At 70.1% G+C, this 23902-nt stretch carries 21 protein-coding genes and 1 riboswitch; of the genes, 8 read left to right on the forward strand and 13 right to left on the reverse strand.

Annotated elements, in window-relative coordinates; genetic code table 11:
- Positions 1–23 precede the first annotated feature (23 nt).
- From ABIE44_RS17220 to cobN, 5 genes are read right to left on the reverse strand one after another with little or no spacing between them, the layout of a single operon-like run.
- Positions 24–542, reverse strand: coding sequence for a bifunctional adenosylcobinamide kinase/adenosylcobinamide-phosphate guanylyltransferase (locus tag ABIE44_RS17220; RefSeq protein ID WP_209714667.1), 519 nt, complete (start codon positions 540–542; stop codon positions 24–26).
- Positions 539–1252, reverse strand: coding sequence for a cobalt-precorrin-6A reductase (locus ABIE44_RS17225; protein WP_209714665.1), 714 nt, complete (start codon positions 1250–1252; stop codon positions 539–541). The genes ABIE44_RS17220 and ABIE44_RS17225 overlap by 4 nt, the downstream gene beginning before the upstream one ends.
- Positions 1249–1785: a 2'-5' RNA ligase family protein gene (locus ABIE44_RS17230; RefSeq protein WP_209714664.1), complete on the reverse strand. Its 537-nt coding sequence runs from the start codon at positions 1783–1785 to the stop codon at positions 1249–1251. The genes ABIE44_RS17225 and ABIE44_RS17230 overlap by 4 nt, the downstream gene beginning before the upstream one ends.
- Positions 1782–2501 carry a precorrin-6A synthase (deacetylating) gene (gene cobF, locus ABIE44_RS17235; protein WP_209714661.1) on the reverse strand — a complete coding sequence of 240 codons (720 nt, stop codon included), beginning with the start codon at positions 2499–2501 and terminating at the stop codon, positions 1782–1784. Before cobF ends, ABIE44_RS17230 begins: the two co-directional genes overlap by 4 nt.
- Positions 2502–2508: 7 nt before the next feature.
- Positions 2509–6150 (reverse strand): cobaltochelatase subunit CobN, encoded by a 3642-nt coding sequence (gene cobN / locus ABIE44_RS17240; RefSeq protein ID WP_209714660.1) that lies wholly within the window; start codon positions 6148–6150, stop codon positions 2509–2511.
- A 58-nt stretch (positions 6151–6208) separates the two neighbouring features.
- Positions 6209–6293, reverse strand: a riboswitch (cobalamin riboswitch).
- Between the two features lie 186 nt (positions 6294–6479).
- On the opposite strand from cobN, the gene ABIE44_RS17245 reads away from it, so the two are divergent.
- Complete coding sequence (locus ABIE44_RS17245) at positions 6480–8375, forward strand: M48 family metalloprotease (protein WP_209714658.1); 1896 nt, start codon at positions 6480–6482, stop codon at positions 8373–8375.
- Here the strand turns inward: ABIE44_RS17245 and ABIE44_RS17250 are convergent.
- Together ABIE44_RS17250 and ABIE44_RS17255 are read right to left on the reverse strand one after the other, a co-directional pair.
- Positions 8372–10291, reverse strand: coding sequence for a linalool dehydratase/isomerase domain-containing protein (locus tag ABIE44_RS17250; protein ID WP_209714656.1), 1920 nt, complete (start codon positions 10289–10291; stop codon positions 8372–8374). The two genes, ABIE44_RS17245 and ABIE44_RS17250, sit on opposite strands and share 4 nt — an antisense overlap.
- On the reverse strand, positions 10288–10899 hold the full coding sequence (locus ABIE44_RS17255; RefSeq protein WP_209714654.1) for a hypothetical protein: 612 nt from the start codon (positions 10897–10899) through the stop codon (positions 10288–10290). Before ABIE44_RS17255 ends, ABIE44_RS17250 begins: the two co-directional genes overlap by 4 nt.
- Positions 10900–10997: 98 nt before the next feature.
- Between ABIE44_RS17255 and ABIE44_RS17260 the strand changes: the two genes are divergently transcribed.
- Together ABIE44_RS17260 and ABIE44_RS17265 are read left to right on the forward strand one after the other, a co-directional pair.
- Positions 10998–11594: a TetR/AcrR family transcriptional regulator gene (locus ABIE44_RS17260; protein ID WP_209714652.1), complete on the forward strand. Its 597-nt coding sequence runs from the start codon at positions 10998–11000 to the stop codon at positions 11592–11594.
- Between the two features lie 102 nt (positions 11595–11696).
- The gene (locus ABIE44_RS17265) at positions 11697–13151 is read left to right on the forward strand and encodes an ABC transporter substrate-binding protein (protein WP_209714650.1); all 1455 of its coding nucleotides are present in this window, start codon (positions 11697–11699) and stop codon (positions 13149–13151) included.
- Here the strand turns inward: ABIE44_RS17265 and ABIE44_RS17270 are convergent.
- Positions 13148–15445: an ATP-binding protein gene (locus ABIE44_RS17270; protein WP_354438237.1), complete on the reverse strand. Its 2298-nt coding sequence runs from the start codon at positions 15443–15445 to the stop codon at positions 13148–13150. The genes ABIE44_RS17265 and ABIE44_RS17270 overlap by 4 nt on opposite strands.
- A gap of 158 nt (positions 15446–15603) precedes the next feature.
- Here ABIE44_RS17270 and ABIE44_RS17275 point away from each other — a divergent pair, with 158 nt between their 5' ends.
- Positions 15604–16173, forward strand: a complete 570-nt coding sequence (locus ABIE44_RS17275; RefSeq protein WP_209714648.1) for a hypothetical protein — start codon at positions 15604–15606, stop codon at positions 16171–16173.
- A gap of 10 nt (positions 16174–16183) precedes the next feature.
- Here ABIE44_RS17275 and ABIE44_RS17280 read toward each other — a convergent pair whose 3' ends face one another.
- Positions 16184–17311: a DUF5005 domain-containing protein gene (locus ABIE44_RS17280; protein WP_209714646.1), complete on the reverse strand. Its 1128-nt coding sequence runs from the start codon at positions 17309–17311 to the stop codon at positions 16184–16186.
- A 183-nt stretch (positions 17312–17494) separates the two neighbouring features.
- Here ABIE44_RS17280 and ABIE44_RS17285 point away from each other — a divergent pair, with 183 nt between their 5' ends.
- Entirely contained in the window at positions 17495–17683 is a 189-nt protein-coding gene (locus ABIE44_RS17285; RefSeq protein WP_209714644.1) for a hypothetical protein, read from the forward strand.
- Between the two features lie 3 nt (positions 17684–17686).
- On the opposite strand, the gene ABIE44_RS17290 is transcribed toward ABIE44_RS17285, so the two are convergent.
- On the reverse strand, positions 17687–18088 hold the full coding sequence (locus ABIE44_RS17290) for a PPOX class F420-dependent oxidoreductase (protein WP_209714642.1): 402 nt from the start codon (positions 18086–18088) through the stop codon (positions 17687–17689).
- 364 nt (positions 18089–18452) lie between these two features.
- On the opposite strand from ABIE44_RS17290, the gene ABIE44_RS17295 reads away from it, so the two are divergent.
- Positions 18453–19151, forward strand: a complete 699-nt coding sequence (locus ABIE44_RS17295; RefSeq protein WP_354438239.1) for a hypothetical protein — start codon at positions 18453–18455, stop codon at positions 19149–19151.
- Here the strand turns inward: ABIE44_RS17295 and glnA are convergent.
- A complete protein-coding gene (gene glnA / locus ABIE44_RS17300) occupies positions 19139–20569 on the reverse strand; it encodes a type I glutamate--ammonia ligase (RefSeq protein WP_209714637.1) in 1431 nt (476 codons plus the stop codon). The two genes, ABIE44_RS17295 and glnA, sit on opposite strands and share 13 nt — an antisense overlap.
- A gap of 193 nt (positions 20570–20762) precedes the next feature.
- On the opposite strand from glnA, the gene ABIE44_RS17305 reads away from it, so the two are divergent.
- Together ABIE44_RS17305 and ABIE44_RS17310 are read left to right on the forward strand one after the other, a co-directional pair.
- The gene (locus tag ABIE44_RS17305) at positions 20763–21161 is read left to right on the forward strand and encodes an RDD family protein (protein ID WP_209714635.1); all 399 of its coding nucleotides are present in this window, start codon (positions 20763–20765) and stop codon (positions 21159–21161) included.
- A gap of 48 nt (positions 21162–21209) precedes the next feature.
- Positions 21210–21950: an SCO4651 family lipoprotein gene (locus tag ABIE44_RS17310; RefSeq protein WP_209714632.1), complete on the forward strand. Its 741-nt coding sequence runs from the start codon at positions 21210–21212 to the stop codon at positions 21948–21950.
- 152 nt (positions 21951–22102) lie between these two features.
- On the opposite strand, the gene ABIE44_RS17315 is transcribed toward ABIE44_RS17310, so the two are convergent.
- Both ABIE44_RS17315 and lipA read right to left on the reverse strand, forming a co-directional pair.
- Entirely contained in the window at positions 22103–22804 is a 702-nt protein-coding gene (locus ABIE44_RS17315) for a DUF4191 domain-containing protein (protein WP_209714630.1), read from the reverse strand.
- A 121-nt stretch (positions 22805–22925) separates the two neighbouring features.
- Positions 22926–23882, reverse strand: a complete 957-nt coding sequence (lipA, locus tag ABIE44_RS17320; protein WP_209714628.1) for a lipoyl synthase — start codon at positions 23880–23882, stop codon at positions 22926–22928.
- Positions 23883–23902: the final 20 nt, after the last annotated feature.

Below are 23902 nucleotides of genomic sequence, written 5' to 3' on the forward strand. Positions count from 1 at the left end.
CGCGTCCTCAGGCACACGACCACTCAGAGCTTGAGCACCCGGCCGGCCACGACCAGGTGTACCTCGTCGCACGCCGCGCCGAGGACCTGGTTGACCGTCCCGAGCAGGTCCCGGAACAGCCGCCCGGACCGGTGCTCGGGTACGACGCCCAGGCCGACCTCGTTGGTCACCAGCACCACGTCGTCGCGCGCCTCCAGCACCGGGACGACGTCGCCGAGCAGCGCCAGCACGATCGCCGTGACGTCGTCGCTCGGCGCGTCCCAGAGCTCGCGCTCGTCGAGGACCGCGGTCAACCACGTCCCCAGGCAGTCCACGATCACCGGGCCGTCGACGGCGAGGGCGGCGGCCAGGTCGCGGGACTCCAGGGTAGTCCACGACGCAGGCCGGGCCGCCTGGTGTGCGGCGATGCGCGCGGCCCAGTCCGGGTCGCTGTCCTCGGCCGGTGTCGGCCCGGGAGCGACGTAGGTGACCGCGCCGGACAGCAGCGACTCGGCGTGCCGGGACTTGCCCGACCGCACCCCGCCCGTGACCAGGACTCTCATCGTTGCTCCTCGATCCAGGCGACGACCTCGTCGACGGTGGTGACCGTGCGGACGCCGGCCGGTGCCGGCGGGCGGCGTACGACGACGACCCGGGCGCCGACCGCTGCCGCGGCATCGAGCTTCGGCCGGGTGAACCCACCCCCGGAGTCCTTGGTGACGAGTACGTCGGTGCCGTGCCGCCGCATCAGCGCGAGCTCGCCGTCGACGGTGTACGGGCCGCGGTCGCGGAGCAGCTCCCAGGTCTCGGGCAGGTCCTGGTCGGGCTCGTCGACCACCCGGGCCAGGACAGCGTGGTCGCGGAGGTCGGGGACGAACTCCGCCAGCGCCTGGCGACCGATCGTGAGCAACGGGCGCTCGGAGGACGCCGCCGTCCGGGCCGCCTCGGCGTGGGTGTCGACGTACTCCCAGGCGGCCTCCGGCTCCCAACCCGGACGCTGCAGCCGGAGTAGGACCTCGGGGCACGCGGCCGCCGCGTTCGCGCTGATCCCGGCGGCGAACGGGTGGGTCGCGTCGACGACGAGGTCGAACTCGCGTGCCGCGGCCCGCAGACCCTCGACGCCGCCGAACCCGCCGGTGCGGACCTCGCCCACGGGCAGTTGCGGTCGCGCGACCCGGCCGGCCAGCGAGCTGGTCACCGACACCCCGGTGTCGACGAGCCGGACCGCGAGGTCGCGGGCCTCGCCGGTACCCCCGAGCAGCAGCACCCTCATGCGGGCTCACCCAGCGGGACCGAGCCGAGCACCCGGCAGCCGTCGTTCTCCCACCACTGCACGTCGAGACGGTCGACCGTCACCGTCAGGGGGAGCAGGTGAGCGACCCGGGCCAGCACCGACTCCGGCGTGACGTCCGCGCCGCGCTGGTCGAGGGTGAGGTGCGGGACGGGATCCTTGAACTTCCCGCCGTACGGCGGGTGGTCCGGGAACGCCGCGGCGACCCAGGCGGTCAGCGACCGCAACGACGTGTCCGGCTCCGGGAGCAGCGACAGCAGTCCGTCCGGGAACTCGCCGATCTCGGCGAGCTCGACCTCGAACGCCGGCGTCGCCCGCGCGATCGCGGCGAGCCGGGCCATGTCCGCCATCGACGGCTTCGCGACCCACGGACCGAGCACGGTCAGGTGCGCGTGCACGAACCTCGGGTCGGTCGAGACGAAGGACGGGTCGTAGAAGGCGGTGCGCTCGCGGACGACCTCGTCGAGCTCGGGCACCGGGACGACGATCACCGAGTGCCCGGCAGCACGCGTCACGGGGCGGCTCTCAGGAGGTACACGTCCATCACCCAACCAGCCGCGGCCTTCGCGCGCACCCGCGCCGCCTCGATCTCGGGGAGCACCTCGCGCACCGTCCCGGCGACGAGCGCCTCGGACGGCGTTCCCAGGTTCGCGCCCCACCAGATCGACCAGTCCTCGAGCCCGGCCAGGTCCAGCGCTCCGGTCAGCATCACCGCGATGTTCCGCTGACCGGTGGCCACGGCCTCGGGCAGGCGTCGCGCGGTCGTCACGTGGACGGGCTGCCCGACCGGGTGCAGGACGATCCGGTGCCGGGCAGCGAGCAGCTGCGGGGCGCTGATCCCGGCAATGACGTCGTAGGTGAGCGGCAGCCGGTCGGCGAGCTGCTCGACGATCCGGATCGTCGAGTCGTAGAGCGACGGGTCTCCCCAGACCAGGAACGCTGCCGTGCCACCGCGGGACCCCAGGACCTCGGCGTACGCCGCCACCCGCGCCGCGTGCCAGTCCGCGACGGCGCCGGGATAGTCGGCCGGGTCTGCGCGGTCGCGCTCCGGGTCGGCGACCGCGACGACCTCGAGCCCGTACGCCGCTGCGACCTCGCGGCGTGCGGCGAGCAGCCCGTCGTCGTCGCCCTTGGACGCCGCGACCACGTAGTCCGCGGACCGCAGCGCGGCGGCCGCCTCGGGGGTGACGTGCTGCGGCCCCATCCCGATGCCGACGATCCGGACCTTCATCGGCCGATCACCCCGAGATGCCGTCCTCGAGGTCACCCTCGACCTCCAGGTACACCTGCTGCAGCGCGCTCATCACGACTGCGTCCGGCTCGGCCCACAGACCACGCTCGGCCGCCTCGTGCAGCCGCTCGACGATGCCGCGCAGCGCCCACGGGTTCGAGGTCCGCAGGAACTGCTGGTTGGTCTCGTCGAGCACGTAGTCCTTCGCGAGCTGCTCGTACATCCAGTCGTGCACGACGCCGGCGGTCGCGTCGAAGCCGAACAGGTAGTCGACCGTGGCGGCGAGCTCGAACGCTCCCTTGTACCCGTGTCGCTGCATCGCGGCGATCCAGCGGGGGTTCACCACCCGGGCCCGGAAGACCCGGTTCGTCTCCTCCTGCAGCGTCCGGGTGCGAACGGCGTCGGGCGAGGTGGAGTCGCCGACGTACGCCTTGGGGTCCGAGCCGGTGAGCGCACGGATCGTGGCGACCATGCCGCCGTGGTACTGGAAGTAGTCGTCGCTGTCGGCGATGTCGTGCTCGCGGGTGTCGATGTTCTTCGCGGCCACCTTGATGCGCCGGTAGTTGGCGCGCATGTCTTCGCTGGCCGGCGCGCCGTCGAGGCCTCGGCCGTAGGCGAACCCGCCCCAGGCCGTGTAGACCTCGGCGAGGTCGGCGTCGTCGCGCCACGACCCGGACTCGACCGCCTGCAGGATCCCGGCGCCGTACGAACCCGGCTTGGAGCCGAAGATCCGGATGGTCGCACGACGGACGTCACCGTGCTCGGCGAGGTCGGCCTGCGCGTGCGCCCGGACGAAGTTCTGCTCGGCCGGTTCGTCGAGCTCCGCGACCATCTGGACGGCGTCGTCGAGCATGGTCACCACGTGCGGGAACGCGTCCCGGAAGAAGCCGGAGATGCGGACCGTCACGTCGATGCGGGGGCGACCGAGCTCCGCCAGCGGGACGACGGTGAGCTCGCGGACGCGCTTGGAGGCCTCGTCCCACTCCGGTCGTACGCCGAGCAGCGCGAGCACCTCGGCGACGTCGTCACCCGAGGTCCGCATGGCCGAGGTGCCCCAGACCGACAGGCCGACCGACGCGGGGTAGCTGCCCTCCTCCTCGAGGTACTTGCCGAGCAGCGAGTCGGCCATCGCCTGACCGGTCTCCCAGGCGAGCCGCGACGGGACCGCACGCGGGTCGACGGTGTAGAAGTTCCGTCCGGTCGGCAGCACGTTGACCAGACCGCGCAGGGGGGATCCGGACGGGCCGGAGGGGACGAACCCGCCGTCCAGCGCGTGCAGCGTGTGGTCGAGCTCGTCGGTCGTGCGGGCCAGCCGCGGGACCACCTCGGTGGCGGCGAACCGCAGCACCTGGCGGACGGCGGCGTCCTCGTGCACCTCGTCGGCGCGGGCCGGGTCCCAGCCGGCCTTCTCCATCGACTCGACCAGGTCGCGGGCGATCGCCTCCACCCGGTCGACCTCGGGGGTCGCTGCGTCCGAGACCAGCCCGAGCGCCGCGCGCAGCCCCGGCACCGCCTGTGCCTGACCGCCCCACACCTGGGCCGCTCGCAGGATCGCGAGCACCAGGTTGACCCGCGCCTCACCCTCGGGAGCCTGTCCGAGCACGTGCAGGCCGTCACGGATCTGGACGTCCTTGATCTCGCACAACCAGCCGTCGACGTGCAGCAGGAAGTCGTCGAACGACTCCTCGTCGGGCTGCTCCTCGAGACCGAGGTCGCGGTGCATCTCGGCCGCGTGCATCAGCTGCCAGATCTCGCCCCGGATGGCCTGGAGCTTGCCCGGGTCCATCGCGGAGATCTTGTCGTACTCCTCGAGCAGACCCTCCAGCCGCGCGATGTCGCCGTACGACTCGGCGCGCGCCATCGGCGGGACCAGGTGGTCGATGATCGTCGCGTGTGCGCGTCGCTTGGCCTGCGCGCCCTCGCCCGGGTCGTTGACGAGGAACGGGTAGATCAACGGCATGCTGCCGATTGCGGCGTCGGTGCCGCAGGAGGCCGACAGTGCTGCGTTCTTGCCCGGCAACCACTCCATCGAGCCGTGCTTGCCGAGGTGGACGACCGCGTGGGCACCGAAGCCGTGCTGGAGCCACCGGTACGCCGCCAGGTAGTGGTGGCTGATCGCCAGGTCGGGGTCGTGGTAGATCGCGACCGGGTTCTCGCCGAAGCCGCGGGGCGGCTGGATCATCAGCACGACGTTGCCGGCCCGGAGCGTGGCCAGCACGATCTCGTCCGCGTCGTTGACGAAGAGCGACCCGGGGGACGGGCCCCATGCCTCCACCATGTCCGCGCGCAGGTCCTCGGTCAGGTCGGTGGTCCACGCGTCGTACTGGTCCTTCGTGACCCGGACGTGCGCATCGGTGAGCTGAGCGTTCGTCAGCCACTCCTCGTCCTGCCCGCCCGCGGCGATCAGCGCGTGGATCAGCGCGTCCCCGGCCGCGGTGTCGTCGTCCATCGCGAGGACGTCGAGGACCGTGTTGCCCTGGCCCAGGTCGTACCCCGCGTCCCGCAGCTTCCGTAGCAACCGGACCGTCGAGCCCGGCGTGTCCAGCCCGACCGCGTTGCCGATCCGGGCGTGCTTGGTCGGGTACGCGCTCAGCATCAGCGCCAGCCGCTTCTCGCTGTTCGGCACGTGCCGCAAGCGCGCGTAGTTCACCGCGAGGCCCGCGACCCGTGCGCACCGCTCGGGGTCGGCGACGTACGACGGCAAGCCCTGCTCGTCGAGCTCCTTGAACGAGAACGGCGCCGTGCTGATCCGGCCGTCGAACTCCGGGATCGCGATCTGGTTCGCGTAGTCCAGCGGCGTGACGCCGTCGTCGGACTCCTCCCACTCCTCGCGGCTGCTGGTCAGGCACAGGCCCTGGAGGACGGGGATGTCGAGCGCCGCGATGCGCTGCACGTCCCAGGTCTCGTCGTCCCCGCCGGCGCTGACCGCAGCCGGTGTACTGCCGCCGGCCGCGAGAACCGTGACGACCAGAGCATCGAGCTCGGCGAGCGCGACGAAGAGCTCGTCCGGCGCCGCCCGCAGCGACCCCGCGTAGATCGGGACGCCAACGGCCGAACCGGTGGCGTCGATCGCGTCGCACAGCGCGTGCACGAAACCGGTGTTCCCGCTGGCCTGGTGCGCCCGGTAGAACAGCACCCCCACCTTGGCGCCGGTGGTCGAGCTTGCTCTGGTGGTCGAGCTGTCTCCGGTGGTCGAGCTTGCCGAGACCTGGTCAGGTCGCTCCAGCACGCCCCACGCCGGGATCACCTCCGGCGGCTCGAACCCCTCACCGGTCAGGAGCACGGTGTCCGACAGGAACGCGTGCAGCTGCCCCAGGTTCCGCGGCCCGCCTTCGGCGAGGTAGCGGTGCGCCTGCGCGGCGACACCGATCGGCACCGTCGACAGCTCCATCAGCTCGGCGCTCGGCTGCAGCTCGCCGCCGAGGATGACCAGGGGAGTGCCTGCGGCGCGGACGTCGTCCAGACCTGGCCACAGGTCGTGCGCCGAGCCGAGCAACCGGACGACGACGAGGCCCGCGCCGGCGACCGCCGCGGCGAGCTCCTCGTCGCTGGCCCGGCTCGGGTTCAACCACCCGTAGTCGGCGCCGCTCGCGCGGGCGGAGAGCAGGTCCGTGTCGGACGTGGACAACAGGGCGATGCGAACAGACATGTAGCGGGGTTCCTCCTCCGGGGTTCTCGCCCCGTCGATCGGTGGGATGTCCCGTGCGCAGTGTCTGGCTTGGTCCCCTCGCGACGACGTCGCGGAAGGACTTCACAGTGGCGGAACCGCCCCGGATTCGAACCGGGTTCCTGGAGCACGGGCGAGCCGTCAGCCTACGGGAGCCGGCGCGACGTACGACGTCAGGTGCACCGCGGCGGACGCCGAGCCGGCCTGCGATCCAGATTTGTCCCGAATCTCCTGATTCGGGACGGTCTCGACGACTAGCATCGTCGGCTCGTCATCTGTTCCTGTTCGTCTGGCCCGTCTCGGGGGAGACCATGAAGTACACGTTGCGGGCCCTGCTCGCCGTCGGCCTGCTGGTCGGGTTCTACGTCGTCGCGGTCGGTCTGGCGGTCGCCCTCGTCGCGGTGGTGGTGGAGGCGGTCGCGCTGGGCGCGAACGGCGCCGTGGTCGCGAAGCTGGTCGCCGTCGCAGCCGTCGCCGGGTTCGCGATCTTCAAGGGGCTCTTCTCCCGTACCAAGGAGAACGACGGCGAGCCGGACGGGACGGCCGTCACCGAGGTCGAGCAGCCGGTGCTCTGGGCGGAGGTGCGCAGCCTCGCGGACCAGGTGGGTACCCGGGTCCCCGACGAGATCCGTCTGGTCGCCCAGGTGAACGCAGCGGTCGCCGAGGACTCCTCGTTCCTCGGTCTGGTGCCCGGGACCCGGCGGCTGTACGTCGGTGTCCCGCTGCTGCTCGGGCTCGACCGCGGGCAGCTCCGGTCGGTGCTGGCGCACGAGCTCGGCCACTACTCCGGGAAGCACACCGCCCTCGGGCCGATCACCTACCGCGGCAAGGAGGCGATCGCCCGGGTGTTGCGCGAGCTCGGCCCCACCACGGTGCTCGGCCGTCTGCTCGGGCTCTACGCGAAGCTGTACTACGCGGCCTCGCACAGCACGAGCCGCCGTCAGGAGCTGGAAGCCGACGAGTACAGCCTCCGGATCGCGGGCAGGCCTGCGGCGACGTCGGCGCTGCGCCAGGTGGCCGCGCTCGGCGTCGCCTGGGACTACTTCGTGACGACGTACGTCGCCTTCGGCGAGGAGGACTCCCAGCGCCCCGACGACCTGTTCATCGGCTTCGCCGCGCTGATCGCTGACCCTGCGTCCGCCGAGCTGATGGAGCAGGTCCGCGGCGACCTCCCCGAGCCGGAGACCTCGGTCTACGACACCCACCCGCCGCTGCGCCACCGCATCGCGGTGATGGAGGCGGCCGACGTCCCGCCGGTGGCTCCTGACACCGCCCCCGGGCTCGACCTGCTCGTGGACGCCCGTCGCACCTTGGCGAGCTTCGAGGAGCAGCTGTTCGCGGGGACCGGACGTCGCCCGGCCCGGTGGGAGGACCTCGCCGAGCGCGAGGGTGTCCGCGAGGTCGTGCACGCTTCGGCCTTCCTCGCCTCGCGCCCGGACCTCGCCGGGGAGCCGCCGACGCTCGGGGCGGCGCTCGCCAACCTGGCCGCCGGCGTACCGCTCGGGCTCGGGGACGGGGCGACCAAGGAGCAGGAGAGCACCCTGGCCGCGCGGATCCTCGGCGACGCTACGGCCGACCACCTGGTCCGGGCGGGAGCTGCGACCTTCCGGCTGTCGTGGTCCGGGGGCGGGTGGAAGCTCACCGCTGAGGACGGCACCTCGCTCGACCCGTGGTCCGCCGCGCGGACGGTCGCGGAGTCCGACGACGTCACCCCGTTCCGCGCGTGGGCGGTCGCGCACGGCGTCGACCTCGACGCGGTGCTCGACGTACCGGACGATGCGCCGCTGTCCGTCGTCGAGAGCCCAGCCCTCGACGGGACCCTCGGCGTGATCGCGCCGGTCAGCCACCGCGGCACCCGCGCCCTGGTGGCCACCGGCGTCGGACTGCTGCTGCCCAAGGTCGGCTGGGTGCAGCAGCTGACCTGGGGGTTCAAGGCCAACTACGGTCGGTCGACGGACGCGATGGCGCGTCGCTTCGAGCGCACTCCGCTTGCCACCCTGGCGGCGGACCCGCGCACGATCGCCTACGCGTGGTCCGACGTCGCAGCGGTGCACGTCGCGACCCGCAGGATCGGGTCGAGCAAGGTCCGCCTCCGCCTGACCGACGGTGCGGAGGTCGTGCTCAAGGTCGGCGGCTACTCGGGCTCGGTCGGCGAGCCGTGGCTTGCCGTCTCCTACTACCTCGGTCCGCGGTACACCGTCGACTAGGGCAGGGGCCGGCCCCGGACCTCGGTGCGCCCCTCCAGCGCGACCTCGACCAGGGCGCGTCCCTGCGCGTCCGCGACGGTCGTCTCCTCGACCGCGCCCTCGAGCAGGTACGTGCGTCCCGGTACCAACCGGGACAGCTCGAGCACGGTCCGCACCGCTCCGGATCCTGGCCGCAGCACCAGGTCGAGAGCGGTGCCGTCCGTGACGGCGCGGGCCACCAGCACATCCGGGTAGGCCGCGTTCTCCAACCGCGGGCCGCTGCCCCAGGCGGTTGGTGGCCCGTAGGCGACCAGGTCGCGCAGTCCGCTCGCCCGGCCGAAGAGGCCGAGGTTGAGGTAGGAGTTGGCCAGGCCCGAGGCGTCGGCGTACCGCTCGGCTCCGTGCTCGACCTCGATCCGCTCACGGTCGGCCAGGGTGGCCTCGGCCGCGACGGCGTACTCCTCGTCGCCGAGCTCGCGCGCTGCCATCGTGGTCACGGCGAGGGTGAAGGTGTCCGAGCCGATCTTGTAGTTGCCCGGGTCCAGCCGACTGCCGAGACCGCGCGGGGTCGTGATCCGACCACCGGACAGCTGCAGCCAGTTCTCGCGGAGCAACCACCACGAACGGTGCGAGAGGTCCGGCAGTCCCGGGTGCATCCAGTACGTCGTCGCGAGCTGCACGGCCTGGCTCGCCCAGAAGTTCCAGGACAGTCCGAGGTGGCCCGAACGGACACCGATGATCTTGCCGTCGGGGCGCATGAACTCGCGCTGGTAGGCCGCAAGCAGCCGGGTCGCAACCTCACCGGCGGCGGGGCTCGGACGTAGCTGTCCCTCGACGGTGACCGTGTTGAGGCCGAAGGTGTTGCAGATCGTGTAGATCCAGTTCGGCTCGCACGGGAACAGGCTGTACGCCGACCCGGCGACGTTGCGGGCGATCGAGTCCGACAGGTCGGGCAGCGAGGAGGGGTAGTTGGTCCTCTCGTCCCACTGGAAGGTGAGCGACCCGGGCTCGGAGTAGCGGGTGTCGTTGAGCACCGAGTACATCCCGACCTGCAGACCGTAGAAGCCGGTGAGCATCACGTTCTCGTCGTTGGCCACGGGGTCGCGGTCGAACCGCAGGTTGCCCCACGCGTTCTCCAGGCCCCAGTAGCCCCAGACCTTGCGCTGCAGCACCTTCTCGACGGCGTTGCGTTGCGCCTCGGCGAGGTAGCCGCCGAACGCAGGCGTCCGGGTGAACTGCGACATCGCCAGCCCGTAGCCCAGCGCGTTGAGCTGGTAGCGCAAAGCACCTTCGCGGAACTGGTCGATGTGCGTGAAGCCGTCGTAGGCCTCCAGCGGCTGCAGTGCCAGGTCGAGGCTGTGCCGCAGCCGGCGGAGGTCGCGCTCGTCGTGCTCGACGACGGGGTAGCCGGTCTCCAGGTCGGGGCGCCCGCCGATGGAGAAGCTGACGTCGCGCAGCAGCGCGTTGAGCCGTGCGCCCTCGCGGACCTGCGCGCGGTGCCGGGCCGCGTGCACGGCGAGACCGACGGCTGCCAGCGCCGGGACGACCACCAGGACCGCGATCCCGGTCGACGTAGCGGGCTCGCCGACGGTCAGGGCGAACGGCACCACGGCAGTCCCGAGCCAGACCAGGGGAGGAGCCACGATCGGGCCCATCGACCACCACAGGAAGATCGCGACGACGAAGCCGAGGATCGTGATCGCGCCCCAGACGGGGTGCCCTGCGTAGAAGAGTCCGCCGCCCGGGAGCGCGAGGCCGAGCCCGACCGCGCGCGCAGTCTCGGACGCGCCGACGGCGAGAGGGACCAGCCCGCACAACCACAGCACGAGGTAGGCGATCGCGGTCCGCGTCATCGCGCTCCGGGTCGCCGGTCCTTGCAGCGGAGGGTGGTCGGGCAGCAGGAGAGCCGGGGTACGGGCCTCGGTGGTGAGCGTCATGCGAAGACCTTCCGGCGATCGGTACGGCGGGACAGGGACGGGACGGCGAGGGCGAGCAGGACGAACCCGCTGCCGTGGAACACGAGGTCGAGCAGGACCGCGTGGCGCGGGAACTCGAAGAGTCCGAGCAGGTGCATGTCGAGGAGTCCCAGCTCGACCCAGGTCGCCCCGATCGCTGCCACGGTCACGCGACGGTGGGTCAGCTCGGGGGAGTGCAGGGCGAGCGCGACGGACAGGGCGGTCGTCGCGAGGAGCACCAGTGCGACGTCCCGGACGAGCCAGGACGCCCCGGTGGCGCCGGCCAACCCGGAGGTGAGCAGCGCAGCGACCACGGCGGTGTAGGTGAGCACCCCGACCGCAACACCCCGCGCGACCGCCGCCCCCGGTCGTCGAGCCGCCCCCGGTCGTCGAGCCGCCCCCGGTCGTCGAGCCGCCCCCGGTCGTCGAGCTTGCCGAGACGTGCCGACCAACGCGCTCTCGACCACCCCCGGAGCCGCCCGGTACGCCGGTGGCGCGAACCCGACCTCGGTCGGCGTACGCCCGGAGACCTTGAACCAGGCAGCGCGCAGCACCCCGAAGACGAACGCGATCGCGATGCAGCAAGCCATCGGAACCCTTTCTGTTACGGTGCCGTAACAGAAACTAGGTGGGAGGGCTCACGGTGTCAATGGCCCCGCGGGACCACGGCGGCCGCAAGGATGGTCGAGTGACCGACATGCGCAGGCCGTACGGAGGCGTGAGCGCGGAGGACCGCACGGCCAAGCGGCGGGCGGCGCTGCTCGACGCCGGCCTGGTCGTCATCGGACGCGACGGGGTGGGCAGCTGCTCCATCGAGGCGGTCTGCGCCCAGGCGGAGCTCGGCAAGCGGTACTTCTACGAGAGCTTCACGGACCGCGACGCGTTCCTGCTCGAGCTCGTCGACCGCCTGTTCGCCGACATCCGGTCCCGGATGGGCGAGGACCTCGCCGAGTTCTCCGACCGCGCCGAGCGGTCGCGGGCCGTCGTACGAACCCTCGTCGAGGTCCTGTCCGGCGACCAGCGCCGCGCCAGGCTGTACGCCGAGAGCGCCGGCCACCCGGTTCTCGCTCGTCGTCGCGCGCAAGCGATCACCGAGTACACCGAGTTCGTCGCCGACCACGTGCTCCCGGTTTCCGATCTCCCCGCGGTGGAGCGCCACCTGGCGACCCGGATCCTGGTCTCGGGCACGACCGACCTGGTGACGAGCTGGTTGTCCGGTGAGGTGCAGGCGACCAAGGATGAGATCGTCCAGGCGATCATCGCCATCGGTCTATCCACATCCTGAACTCTGGCTCCGGAGGCATTGCCTCGGAGTCATAGAGCCCTTTATGTTTGTGACCTGTCTCACCCTCCCTGCTTTCCGCATGCCTCCGAGAGGACCTTTCTCATGCGCGACCCCCGGCGTCGTCTGCTCGCTGTCGTGGCCTTCGTCCTGCTCGGCGTCCTCGGCGTCACCGCCTGCGGCGGCTCCCAGATGTCTCCGAAGGCGGTGCAGGAGGCGAATCGCAAGGCGGCCGGGCTCGGACCGGGCGACTCGGTTGGGCCCAACGGCCAGCTGCCTGAAAGCGTCGCGAATCCGGACGACCCCCAGGCGACCACCGGCCCGAACGATCCCTCGGTTCCGAACGGTCCGGCGGATCCGAGCAACCCCGACCAGCCACAGCCCGGAGGCCCGGGCGCCGAGAAGGGGGACCCGCTGCTGCCGTCCCCGAGCAGCTGCGCGGGCTTCAAAAACCAGACCGGCATCACCGACAGCACCATCACGATCGGCAACGGCGCCGACATCAGCGGCCCGGTGCCCGGTCTGTTCACGGCGACCCAGCAGGCCACGAAAGCCTACGTGTCCTACTTCAACTCCAAGTCCAGCATCTGCGGGCGCAAGCTCAAGCTGATCACTGCGGACACCCGCACCGATGCCGGCGCCGACCAGCAGGCCTCGGCCAAGTTCTGCGAGCAGGCGTTCGCGACCGTCGGTGGCATGGCCACCTTCGACTCCGGCGGCGCTGCCGCTGCCCAGGCGTGCGGCCTGCCCGACCTGCGCGCCGTCGCGGTCACCGGCGACCGGAACCGCTGCAAGGTCTGCTTCGCCGCCGAGGCGACCGGCGACCACGAGTTCTCCAACGCCGTACCGGACTTCTTCGTGAAGAACTATAAGGCAGCCAGCAAGAAGGCCGCGTTCCTCTACCTGAACGTCGGCGCTGCTGCAGAGAACGGCGTGACGCAGCGCAACGTCGCGGTCAAGCGCGGCTTCGACGTCGTCTACACCAAGGCCATCGACGTCGCCGAGTTCAACTACGGCCCGTACGTGCAGCAGCTCAAGACCCTCGGCGTCCGCTGGGTCCAGTTCCTCGGTGCCTACCAGCAGGAGGTCCGGTTCGCGGAGGCGATGAAGGCGGCCAACTACAAGCCGGACGTCTACATGCTCGACCCGTCGGCGTACGACGAGGGCTTCCTGCAGACCGGCGGTGACGCGATCGAGAACACCTTTGTCTACGTGAACTTCACGCCGTTCGCCGAGAACGCCAAGGAGTTCCGCCTCTACAACACCTACCTCCAGCAGGTCGCGCCCGGGGCGAAGCCGACGTTCTTCGGGCTGTTCGCCTGGTCGGCGGCGAAGCTGTTCGTCGAGCAGTCGATCGAGCTCGGCGGCAAGCTCTCGCGCCCTGCGCTGGTCAACTCGTTGAGGGGCGTGAAGAACTGGACCGCGGGCGACCTGCACGGCCCGATGCAGGTCGGGGCGAAGCACGCGCCGAGCTGCATTCGGTTCCTGCAGGTGAAGAACAACAAGTTCGTGCCGATCAAGGGCACCAAGTACGTCTGCAACGGGTACTCGAAGGGCTAGTCGGGCCTCAGGCCCGCCTGGTCGTGGAACCACCGCGCGATCCGCGTGCGTGAGCGGAAGCCGAGCTTGCGCAGCGTGCTCTGCACATGGCCCTCGACGGTGCGCTCGGAGATGAAGAGGCGTTCGGCGATGTCGCGGTTGGTCAGACCCTCGGCGACGAGCGCGGTCACCTCGGTCTCGCGTCGGCTCAGCGGCCCGCGGGCAGACCGGGGGCCGGGTGCGTGCTCGGCGTGCAGCGCGAGGTCGACCACGTCGACGAGCGGCATCGTCAGCCCCAGGGCGAGCCGGCCCTCGAAGGAAGCCCCGTCGGCAACCAGCTCCCGGGCCTGCTGCTCGGCCATCGCGTGCAGGTCGGAGAAGTACGGCGTCCGCTCGACCGGCATGTTCATCCGCTTCCAGATCGCGCCGGCGCCTCCGAGCAGCAGGACGGCCCGCTCGGCGTCCCCCCGGGTGGCGGCCGTCCAGGCGAGCGTCTCGAGCTGGACCGCCATCGCCAGGCGGTCGTCCAGACTGGCGGACTGCTCGAGCGCGCTGCGGCAGAGCCTCTCGGCGTCGTCCGCTCGGCCTCCGAGCAGGGCGGTGAGGCCGAGCCCCCACCGGGAGAATCCGCTCATGCAGGTCTCGCCGAGCCGCGTGCTGGTGTCCAGGCAGCGTTGGTGGGCTGCGGCGGCTGCGGTGAGGTCACCGGCGAAGATCAACGCGATCCCGGTCATGAACTGCGACTCCAGGACGTCGGTCGTCGTGCCCGCGCGCTGGTAGAGCCGTTCGGACTCGGTCAGCAGGTCCGCGCTCCGGGCAATGTCCTTCTCCCACCCGGTGACCACCCCGTCGGCGAACAGCTGGTCGGCGCCGGCCACCGGGTCTGACGTCGTCGCCACCAGCTCGGCCAGCTCGTTGCTCCGGTCCCGCGCATAGCCGAGGTCCGTCTGCAGGGAACCGAACCAGGCGCACAGACGCAGCGCGCGGATCTTCTCCTCGGGAGCTCCCTCGGTGGCGGTGATCGCGCGGCCGAGCCAGCGGCGGCCCTCGGTCATCAGCCCACCGCACCACCACAGGTACTCAAGCTGAACGGCCAGGCGCAGGGCGACCACGGCCGTGGCCGGAGCTGCGAGCGCGTGCTCCAGCGCTGCACGCAGGTTGGGGTGCTCGGCACGCAACCGGTCCTGCCAGCGCAGCTGGTCAGGTCCGCACCACTGCAGGCCGACCGTGGCACCGAGCTCGGCGTACCAGGCGAGGTGGCGGTCGCGCCACGTCGAGGGGAACCCTGTCGTCGCGAGCTGCCGGGCGCCGTACAGGCGGATGGCCTCCAGCAGCCGGAACCGGGTCCCGGTCTCACCGACGCGTTGCACCACCGACAGGTCGACCAGCGTCGAGAGCAGCCCGAGCACGTCCGCGGACGTGATGCCCTCGCCGGCACACACCTGCTCCGCCGCCTCGAGCTCGAAGCCGCCGGTGAAGACAGAGAGTCGGTTCCACAGCTCCTGCTCGGAGGGCGAGCACAGGGCGTAGCTCCACCCGACCGAGGCGGCGAGCGAGGAGTGCCGGTCGGGGCGGTCGCGCTGGTCGGACTCGAGCACGTCGAGGTGCTCGGCGACCCGGACGAGCAGCGCGTCCGGCGTGAGGAGACGGACGCGGGCGGCAGCGAGCTCGATCGCGAGCGGGACCCCGTCGAGGAGGGTCACCAGCTCCGCGATCGCGCCGACGTTCTCCGCAGTGACCTCGAACGAAGCCATGGCCTCGGTGGCGCGCTGGGCGAAGAGGGCGACCGCGGCGTACCGGTCGACCATGTCCAGCGACGTCTCGGCGCCCGGGATCGGGGTGGGCAGCGGCGCGACCGGGTAGACGGTCTCGTGGGTGATCCGCAACGGCAGCTGGGTGGTGGTCAGGACGGTCAGGTCCGGAGCCGCGCGCAGGACGTCGGCGACCAGCACGGCGAGCGGTTCCACGAGGTGCTCGCAGTTGTCGAGGACGAGGAGCCCGGGATGGTCGACCAGGAAGTCGATGATGATCGACCGGTCGCGGTTGCCGGCCGGGATGTGCAGGTCCAGCGCTGCGGCCAGCGCCGCGTCCAGGAGCTCGGGGTCGGTGGTGTCGGCGAGCTCGGCGACCCAGACCCCCGCGGGGTAGTGGCCGCTCGAGTCGGCGGTGACCCGCTGGGCGATCCGGGTCTTGCCGGTGCCGCCGACTCCGGTGAGGGTGAGCGCTCGGCCGGGAGTCAGCAGTCGGAGGACCTCGGCCACCTCGAGGTTCCTGCCGAGCAGTGCTCCCTGACCTGCCTGACCCGGATCCAGCATCGGGGGAGTCTAGGACCGTTCAGGATCTGCCGTCGGGTCACTACGTGGTGCCTGTGGACAGCGCGGACACGTACTCGAACAGGTGGTTCCACGCTTACCGCGAGCAGCACACCGGGCGCACGGTAGGGCTACAGATCCCCACCAGGGAGGAGCAGCCGATGGCCCGGATCGAGACCGACGAGCAGTGCATGGAGCGAGTACGCGCCGGGGATCTGCACGGCTTCGGCACGCTGTACGACCGGCACCACCGTCCGGTCCACCTGCTCGCCAAGACCATCGCCGGCGACCACGTCGCGACGCCCCTGACCTACCAGGCCTTCGGCTGGTTGCTGGTGAAGCTGCTCGAGGGTGGCTGTCCCGGCAAGCCTGTCCGCTACTACCTGTACGCCGCGCTCCGCGACGGCTACCGCCAGCGCCTGGACCGAGCCGTCAGTACGACGTGTGCCCTGCGGAACTGGAGCCCGACGCTTCACCACGCCGTCGCTGACCACCTGACCGGGGAACACCTGACGGTGTTCCCCTACGACCCGCCGCCGGCGCGTAACAGGGAGGTGATCGCGCCGGCGGCCGGGCCGACGTGTCGGTCGGCGGAGGTCATCTGGCAGCTCGCCACCTTCGCCGACCTGACCCGCGTCGTGCCGCCCGAGGACCTGTCGTGGCTGCGGAGCCTGGAGATCCAGGTGGTCGAGGAGGGCGGTCGGCTCCTGCCCGAGCGCCGCCGAGCCTGACACTGCCAGGTCAGGGGAGCGGCACCTGCAGGAAGCGCGGCCGGTACAACCCGGGTTCGTTCAGCAGGCGCTGGAGGTCGGCGGTGTTGCGGCTGTACGACACGACGATGCGGTCCTTCGACGGGAGCAGGTCCGGGTGCGCGAGCGGCATGTAGCGCAGCACGCCGTCCTTGGAGTCCGACGGGATCTTCGCCAGCGCGTCGCCGGGGGTGAACGGTCCGGTTGCCGACGGCGCGGACCAGATCACCAGGTCGGTACCGAGCATCTCGTCGCGCTTGCTGACGGCGTACCAGCGTCGTCCGCGGTGGAACACCGACAGGACCTCGGAGACGCCCTTGACGGCCGGGATCAGGACAGCGGCTCGGGTCGGGTCGCGCTGCCAGCGGCGGCCGTCCCAGTAGCGCCAGGTGCTCGGATCGGTCACGCGCCCGATCGGCGCCCGGGCGACCTGGAGGGACCAGCCAAAGGCGCTGTGATCGTTCGGCTGGGCGGTGCCGTAGATGTAGGCGACGTCGCCGACGGTCTCGACCGCAGCACCCCACATCGGGCGCTCGCTGTCGGGGTCGTCCGGGCCGAGATCGTTCACCAGCAACAGCTCGGGCGCTGCGCCCGGAGCGATCTCCAGCAACGCTATCGCCGGCCCGAGGATCTCGAAGTCGAAGGATCCGGTGCCGGTGGACCGGACGCGCTGCAGGCTGACCCCCACGAGGTCGTACCCGGGCTTCTCGACGACGCCGAGGTCCATCGGCCAGTAGCCGACGCCGTCGGACCGGTCGGGGATGACGGCGCCGTGGTCGGTCGGGGACACCACCGTCGCGCACCCCGGTGAGAACATCAGCATCGAGTTGCGCACGATGCGCTGGCCGGGCTCGTCGGCCTGGCGCAGCGTGTCGCCGAAGACCCAGAGGCTGCGCCCGTCGTGCAAGGTGACCGAGGCGCCGACGTCCGCGCCGACGAACCCGGGCACAGACCGGTAGCGGGCGATCTGTGCGTTCAGCGCGCCCACGCTCTTCGGGGGCGCGAACGGCAGGCAGTCCAGGGACAGTGTCCTGGCTGGGGGAGAGGTGGTGCCTGCGCGGGAGCCGGAGCCCTCGATCGACGCGACGGCGACGACCACCGCGCACGCCAGGACCAGCACCCGAACCCTCCGAGTACGCCGGAACCAGCCCACCCTGCACCTCCGCGACCATTCTCCCCGCACCGATCGAAAAGGGCGAAACGCCCCGAAACAGAAGACGCTGGGGCCGTAACCAATCAGCCGTTCGGCGCGTTGAGGTAGTCAGAAGTGACTACCGGGGAGGGAAGACTCGGGAGCCCTCCGTTGCGCACCAAGCAGTACGCCTTCATCCTCGTTCTCCAGATCGTCCTGCTCACTGCGACGATGGCGTTCGGCGCGGACATCGTCCGAGGTCTGTCCGCGGACCTGAAGGGCGTCCCGAGCACGGTCGACACCGGGCAGATCCCGGGCCACCAGGAGCCGCGCGGGTTGATCGACCACCTGTCGCGCTAGGGCTCACGCCTGGCGGACGCGGATCCCCACGGCCGCCTCGGCGCCGCGCAGCCGGCTGAAGAACCCGCCCAGCGTCCCCATCACCCGGTACTTCCGGTTCACGATCTTGCGCACCCGCCGGCTCTCGCTGAACTCGAGCACCTCCGCGAGACCGGACACGAGGGGAGCGCCGTCCTTGATCCGCCCGCGTACGTCGCACGGCTGCAGGGTCACCGCGGGGTTGTTGCGCACCCGCTTCACCTTCCACGCGCCGGTGTCGGAGAAGAAGTAAAGGTCGTCGCCGTCCGGAGCGATCCAGACCGGGGTCGAGACCGGGGCCCCGTCCTTGCGGTAGCTGGTGAACGAGACGTACGACGCCTTGCCGACCTCGGTCCAAGCCCGGTCGTTAGTTCCTTCGGTTCCCATCGTGTGCTCCCGTTCGATCTGGTGGGCTGCGCGTCGGTGCCGCTGAGCTCGAGGATCCAGCATCGCAATACTGAAAATCCACCCGGACTCGGCCGACGCGAAGGCGGTGGAACGCTTTGTCCTCACCATCGGCGACACGTTCAGCTCGAAGGTGCTCGACCCCGCATGCAGGCTCCATTTCGACCGGGATGACGCAGCGGGCTGAGGAGTTGTGCCACTTCTCGAGGCGTGGCAACTCCAGCGTCCAGAGCTAAGCCGCGACGCTGCAGAGGTTGCCCAAAGTGCGTCCTGTGTCGGCTGGTTCTGGTTCGCTGTTGCCCAGACCGGTCGAGCGGCCGGTGTGGACGAAGGGGCGGAACGCGGGATGAACGACATTCGCTTGCAGCCGGCGCACCGGCGCAAGCTGCGCCGCATGCGCGCTCTCGTCGACGCGGCGAACTCAGATCCGGCGGTCGACGGGGATGCTCTGGCCGCAGCGGCGAGCTACCTCGCCACCCACGCGACGTGCGAGCAGTTCCTGCTCGCACGTGACAGCGGTCAGGACCCGTCGGTGCGACCTCGCTGCGGGCAGGGCTTCGGAAAGCGGCCCAAGCCCCTTGCTACGCCCAAGATGCGCACGTGCTCGGTCTGCAAGAAGAGGAAGTCAGTGATCTCGTTCGACGAGAAGGCTGGCACGTGCATCAAATGCAAATACAAGAAGCGTGGCAAGCAGTCAGACGGTTCGGGTGGCCGGAGCGGCGGCAAGGCAGTCCCCATGCGCTCCCGGAAGTGTCCGGTCTGCCTGCAGAACGTGACGACGACGCTGGTTGCGGGGGAGTGGACGGTCGACGAGCACACGAAGGTCCGCCGCTGGAGAAGTGATCGAGTGCGGCGAGTCCGGGAAGGTCCTGTTTCAGCAGAAGCGCGACGCCATGGACTACCGTGCGCCGGGCAGCTTCGAGGGTGGGAAGAGGCGCTAGCAGCGCACGCAGGTCCACGGCACGCAGACGGGCCGCCGATCCGAAGATCGACGGCCCGCCAGGGTTTCGACAAGCTCAACCAGCTGTTGGCTCAGATGTCGTAGTACAGCTCGAACTCGTGCGGGTGCGGCCGCAGCTGCACCGGCGCGATCTCGTTCTCGCGCTTGAAGTCGACCCAGGTCTCGATCAGGTCGGGGGTGAAGACGTTGCCGACCGTCAGGTACTCGTGGTCGGCCTCGAGGGCGTCCAGCACGGCACCGAGCGACGTCGGGACCTGGTCGATCTCGGCCATCTCCGCCGGCGGGAGCTCGTAGATGTCCTTGTCGATCGGCGCGGCCGGCTCGATCTTGTTCTTGATGCCGTCGAGACCGGCGAGCATCAGGGCAGAGAACGCGAGGTACGGGTTCGCCGACGGGTCGGGGAACCGGGTCTCGATGCGCTTGGCCTTCGGGTTCGAGCCGGTGATCGGGATGCGCACCGACGCCGACCGGTTCCGCGAGGAGTACACCAGCGAGATCGGGGCCTCGAAGCCCGGCACCAGGCGGTGGTAGGAGTTCACGGTCGGGTTGGTGAACGCCAGCAGCGACGGGGCGTGCTTCAGGATGCCGCCGATGTAGTGGCGCGCCATCTCCGAGAGGCCGCCGTACCCGGTCTCGTCGTAGAACAGCGGCTCGCCGCCGTTCCACAGCGACTGGTGCACGTGCATGCCCGAGCCGTTGTCACCGAAGATCGGCTTCGGCATGAAGGTGACCGACTTGCCCTGCTGCCAGGCGGTGTTCTTGATGATGTACTTGAACTTCATCACGTCGTCCGCGGCCTTGAGCAGCGTGTCGAAGCGGTAGTTGATCTCCGCCTGGCCGGCGGTGCCGACCTCGTGGTGGGCGCGCTCGACCTGCAGGCCCACGGCCTCCAGGTTCTTGACCATGTCGGCGCGCAGGTCGCTGTAGTGGTCGTACGGCTCGACGGGGAAGTAGCCACCCTTGAGGCGGGTCTTGTAGCCCAAGTTGGGGGAGCTGTCGCCGCCCTCAGACCCGCTGTTCCACCAGCCCTCGACGGAGTCGATGTGGTAGTACCCCTCGTTGACGCCGGTCGAGTAACGGACGTTGTCGAAGATGTAGAACTCGGCCTCGGGGGCGAAGAACGCGGTGTCCGCGATGCCGGTGCTGGCCAGGTACGCCAGCGCCTTCTTGGCGATGTTGCGCGGGTCGCGGGAGTAGGCCTCACCGGTGATCGGGTCGTGGATGAAGAAGTTCACGTTCAGCGTCTTCGACTTCCGGAACGGGTCGATGTACGCCGTCGTCGGGTCCGGGTAGAGCTGCATGTCGGACTCGTTGATCGCCTGGAATCCACGGATGGAGGAGCCGTCGAAGCCAAGGCCGTCGTCGAAGACGGACTGGTCGAAGGACGAGACCGGCACGGTGAAGTGCTGCATGATTCCGGGCAGGTCGCAGAAGCGGACGTCGACCATCTCGACGCCTTCGTCCTTGATGTACTTCAGAAGCTCTTCGCTGTTCTGGAACATTCGTCCTCCTTGGTCACCGGCCGGTGACCGAGTCAAAAGGGTGAGGTGTGCGACGCGACGGTGAGTCACAGCGCGTGAAACGCATCGAAAACCTACGGTTCACTCGTGAAAGGACCGTATCGGGTTTGTTTCAGGCGTGTTACAGGTACCACCTGTCGAACGCGCGCGCACCGGGTCGCTAGGGTCGGCAGCGATGACTGAGCAGACCACCCCGTCGGGCCGCCCCCTGATCCCGGACACCGCGTCCTGGCTCCAGCGCGTCGGCGCGCTCGCGATCGACTGGGCGGCCTCGTACCTCGCGGTGGTGTTCATCCTCGGCGGGACCGACAACAAGCAGTTCAGCTGGGTCGTCCTGGCCGCGTTCTGGTTGCAGTCCAGCGTCGGGGTGGCTCTGGTCGGGGGATCTTTCGGACAGATGATCCTGCGGCTGCGCGTCCACGAGATCAACGGACGCCCGCTCACCCTGCTCAAGGCGCTGCAGCGCCAGCTGCTGATCTGCCTGGTCGTCCCGCCGCTGGTGTTCCGCTCCGACGGCCGCGGCCTGCACGATCTGCTGACAAACTCCGCGGTCTTCCCCCGCCGCCTAGGCTGAAGCCACCACGTCAGCACCATTGCCCTGACATTCCGACTCGGAGGATCCATGACCCGCACCCGCACCCGTCTCGTCGCCGCCGCTGCCAGCGGCGTCCTCCTGCTCGCGCCGCTCGCTGGCTGCGGGGGAGACGACAAGAAGAAGGACGCCACCAGCTCCTCGGCCAGCGACAAGGGCGGGAACGACGCCGCGTCGGCCGGTGCGGACGACGCCGACCAGTTCACCGCCGACCTGGTCGCCGCGATGAACAAGCAGAAGTCGGTGCACATGACCATCGAGGGCGGTCTCACCGCCGAGGCTGACATGAAGCTCGGTGCCGACCCGGTCATCAAGCTCAACGCCTCGATGGGTGCCGGCAAGCTCGAGATGATCCTGGCCGACAACGCGATGTACATGCTGCAGGCGCCGGGCACCAAGTACCGCAAGATCGGCAAGGACGACCCGACGTTCGGCAGCCTGCTCGGCACCTTCAACGGCCTGTCCCCGAGCCAGGCGGTCACGGGCATCAAGGGTGGCATCACCAAGTTCAAGAAGGTGGGGGAGAAGACCGTCGACGGCCAGAAGGTGACCCAGTACGACGTCACTGCCGACACCAGCAAGGTCGACGGCGCGTTCACCGCGCTCGCGGGTGCGTCCGGCCCGGTGGAGATGAAGTTCTTCGTCGGCGAGGGCGACCTGCTCCAGCAGATCCAGCTGGACCTGAGCGGTCAGAAGCTGGCGCTGAAGTTCAGCGACTGGAACAAGCCGGTCGACATCAAGATCCCGACGGGGGATCAGCTGCTCAACTAGCACCCCCGGCCGTCGAGCGCACCCCGGTCGTCGAGCGCTCCCCGGTCGTCGAGCTTGTCGAGACGCGGTGGCGTCCGCGGGTACCTCACGGCATCTCGGCAGGCTCGATGACCGGCAGGCCCGATGATCGGCAGGCTGGGTGACCGAAGAGGTCACCGTCCGCGCATGTTCGAGCGGGCGCCCTTCATGGACGTCGGCACGGGGCCCTTGGGCAGGGGGATGTTGGAGCGGTTCGCGTCCAACGCCTTGATCCGCATCAGCACGTCGGTCATCTGCGCCGGCTTGAGGTTGCGACCCAGCTTCGTGACGTAGCGGACGATCTTCTTCAGCGGGATCTCGCCCTCGGCGTTGCCGACGTACACCTCGTGGATCGGGACGCCGTCGGCGACCCGCTCGTGCTTGCGGCGCTCGGCCGACATCAGCGGCTTGAGCCGGTTCGGGTTGCCCTCGGCGACCAGCACGATCCCCGGAGGTCCGACGAGGCGGTGGATCACGTCCTGCTGCTTGGTGAAGCCGATGCCCGGGTCGGTCTTCCAACCGCGACGCAGCATGCCCAGCGCGGCCGCGGCCGCGCCCGGCTGACCGTCGATCGAGGCGAGGGCGGCGGACTGGGCACGGCGGCCGAAGACGATGAGGACGGCCAGGGTGCCGAGCAGGACGCCGAAGATGATCGGGAAGACGAGGGTGTCGGGGAAGACCAGGTAGAGCAGGCCGAACCCGATGGCGCCGGCTACCAGGAAGACGCCGAGCAGGATCAGCCCGATCCGCGGGTCGGACTTCTTCGTGATCTGGTAGCTCTGCCGGATCTGGGAGATCCGGGAGGGCTTGTTCGGGTCCTTGGGCTTCTTCGCCATGCCTGTGCCTGTGCCTTCAGATGGTGTTCGGGTGAGCGGGGGAAAGCCTAGTCGGCGGTGATCGAGCCTAGTCGAGATCCGGTGGATCGAGCAGCGAGCCTGCGAGCGGACAGTCGAGATCTCAGACGGCTTCGTCGGTGCGCGCCTCGATGGCCTGCTTGTACAAACGCCCGGCCCGGTACGATGACCGCACCAGCGGACCCGACAGCACGCCGGCGAAGCCGATCTGCTCGGCCTCGGCCTGGAGCTCGACGAACTCCTCGGGCTTCACCCAGCGCTCGACCGGGTGGTGGCGCAGCGACGGCCGCAGGTACTGGGTGATCGTGATCAGCTCGCAGCCGGCGGCGTGCAGGTCCGTCAGCGCCTGGCTGACCTCCTCGCGGGTCTCGCCCATGCCGAGGATCAGGTTCGACTTGGTGACCAGTCCGAACGCGCGCGCCTGGGTGATGACGTCCAGGGAGCGCTCGTACCGGAACGCCGGGCGGATGCGCTTGAAGATCCGCGGGACGGTCTCGACGTTGTGCGCGAGCACCTCGGGGCGGGACTCGAAGACCTCGGCCAGCAGGTCCGGGACGCCGTTGAAGTCGGGGATCAGGTTCTCCACGCCGGTGCCCGGGTTGAGCGCGTGGATCTGCTTGACGGTCTCGGCGTACAGCCAGGCGCCGCCGTCGGGGAGGTCGTCGCGGGCGACACCGGTGATGGTGGCGTAGCGGAGGTTCATCGTCTGGACCGACTCTGCGACCCGGCGCGGCTCGTCGCGGTCGAGGTCGGTGGGCTTGCCGGTGTCGATCTGGCAGAAGTCGCAGCGACGGGTGCACTGGTCGCCGCCGATGAGGAAGGTCGCCTCGCGGTCCTCCCAGCACTCGAAGATGTTCGGGCAGCCCGCCGACTGGCACACGGTGTGCAGGTCCTCGGACTTCACCAGCTGCTGGAGCTCGCGGTACTGCGGTCCCATCTTCGCCCGCGTTTTGATCCACTCGGGCTTGCGTTCGATCGGCGTCTCCGCGTTGCGAACCTCCAGGCGCAGGAGCTTGCGGCCTTCGGGAGCTGCGGTGGCGGGAGAGTCCGGAGAAGTCACAGCACCAGCGTACGCCGCTA

Origin of the sequence: Marmoricola sp. OAE513 (genome assembly GCF_040546585.1) — a bacterium.
GTDB lineage: Bacteria > Actinomycetota > Actinomycetes > Propionibacteriales > Nocardioidaceae > Marmoricola.

Coding starts and splice junctions, on each gene's coding strand:
- ABIE44_RS17220 (WP_209714667.1), bottom strand. CDS start 542: ATGAGAGTCCTGGTCACGGGCGGGGTGCGGTCGGGCAAGTCCCGGCAC.
- ABIE44_RS17225 (WP_209714665.1), bottom strand. CDS start 1,252: ATGAGGGTGCTGCTGCTCGGGGGTACCGGCGAGGCCCGCGACCTCGCG.
- cobF (WP_209714661.1), bottom strand. CDS start 2,501: ATGAAGGTCCGGATCGTCGGCATCGGGATGGGGCCGCAGCACGTCACC.
- cobN (WP_209714660.1), bottom strand. CDS start 6,150: ATGTCTGTTCGCATCGCCCTGTTGTCCACGTCCGACACGGACCTGCTC.
- ABIE44_RS17245 (WP_209714658.1), top strand. CDS start 6,480: ATGAAGTACACGTTGCGGGCCCTGCTCGCCGTCGGCCTGCTGGTCGGG.
- ABIE44_RS17250 (WP_209714656.1), bottom strand. CDS start 10,291: ATGACGCTCACCACCGAGGCCCGTACCCCGGCTCTCCTGCTGCCCGAC.
- ABIE44_RS17255 (WP_209714654.1), bottom strand. CDS start 10,899: ATGGCTTGCTGCATCGCGATCGCGTTCGTCTTCGGGGTGCTGCGCGCT.
- ABIE44_RS17265 (WP_209714650.1), top strand. CDS start 11,697: ATGCGCGACCCCCGGCGTCGTCTGCTCGCTGTCGTGGCCTTCGTCCTG.
- ABIE44_RS17270 (WP_354438237.1), bottom strand. CDS start 15,445: ATGCTGGATCCGGGTCAGGCAGGTCAGGGAGCACTGCTCGGCAGGAAC.
- ABIE44_RS17275 (WP_209714648.1), top strand. CDS start 15,604: ATGGCCCGGATCGAGACCGACGAGCAGTGCATGGAGCGAGTACGCGCC.
- ABIE44_RS17290 (WP_209714642.1), bottom strand. CDS start 18,088: ATGGGAACCGAAGGAACTAACGACCGGGCTTGGACCGAGGTCGGCAAG.
- ABIE44_RS17295 (WP_354438239.1), top strand. CDS start 18,453: ATGAACGACATTCGCTTGCAGCCGGCGCACCGGCGCAAGCTGCGCCGC.
- glnA (WP_209714637.1), bottom strand. CDS start 20,569: ATGTTCCAGAACAGCGAAGAGCTTCTGAAGTACATCAAGGACGAAGGC.
- ABIE44_RS17305 (WP_209714635.1), top strand. CDS start 20,763: ATGACTGAGCAGACCACCCCGTCGGGCCGCCCCCTGATCCCGGACACC.
- ABIE44_RS17310 (WP_209714632.1), top strand. CDS start 21,210: ATGACCCGCACCCGCACCCGTCTCGTCGCCGCCGCTGCCAGCGGCGTC.
- ABIE44_RS17315 (WP_209714630.1), bottom strand. CDS start 22,804: ATGGCGAAGAAGCCCAAGGACCCGAACAAGCCCTCCCGGATCTCCCAG.